Origin of the sequence: Paenibacillus popilliae ATCC 14706 (genome assembly GCF_000315235.1) — a bacterium.
GTDB lineage: Bacteria > Bacillota > Bacilli > Paenibacillales > Paenibacillaceae > Paenibacillus_B > Paenibacillus_B popilliae.
Genome location: NZ_BALG01000236.1, coordinates 1 through 403, shown reverse-complemented (window position 1 = coordinate 403; position 403 = coordinate 1). Strand labels below are relative to the sequence as shown.

Annotated in this window: 1 pseudogene; it reads left to right on the top strand. The window is 46.7% G+C overall.

The features are described 5' to 3' along the window. Positions 1-336, top strand: a pseudogene (locus tag PPOP_RS14960) (IS110 family transposase); the annotation flags it as partial. Positions 337-403 lie beyond the last annotated feature (67 nt).

Below are 403 nucleotides of genomic sequence, written 5' to 3'. Positions count from 1 at the left end.
ATGCGAACCCGTAAAGGGAATAAAGGATTAAAGTCCGTGCGATGTCAGGCTGCTTGGGCTGCTGCCAAAACAAAAAACACGCGGCTATCCGCCTTTTATTACCGGTTGGTCAAGCGACGAGGGCCGAAAAAAGCAAATATGGCACTGGCTCACCTGATGCTTCGCATCATCTTCATCATGCTGCGGGCGGGTGTGCCCTATGAAGAACTCGGCCCAGATGATTTACCGAAAAAAGAAAAGGACGTCAACTACTGGGTACACAAGATCAAACAACAAGGGTACAAAGTGGAGCTTCAAGAGTTGGGTGGTGGTGTTTTTTTGTGCCATTTTACATAACCCATCTATTTCAGTGTAAAGAACTACATCCTGCTACTTCGTGCAAGGCGTCATTTTCGTACAAAAG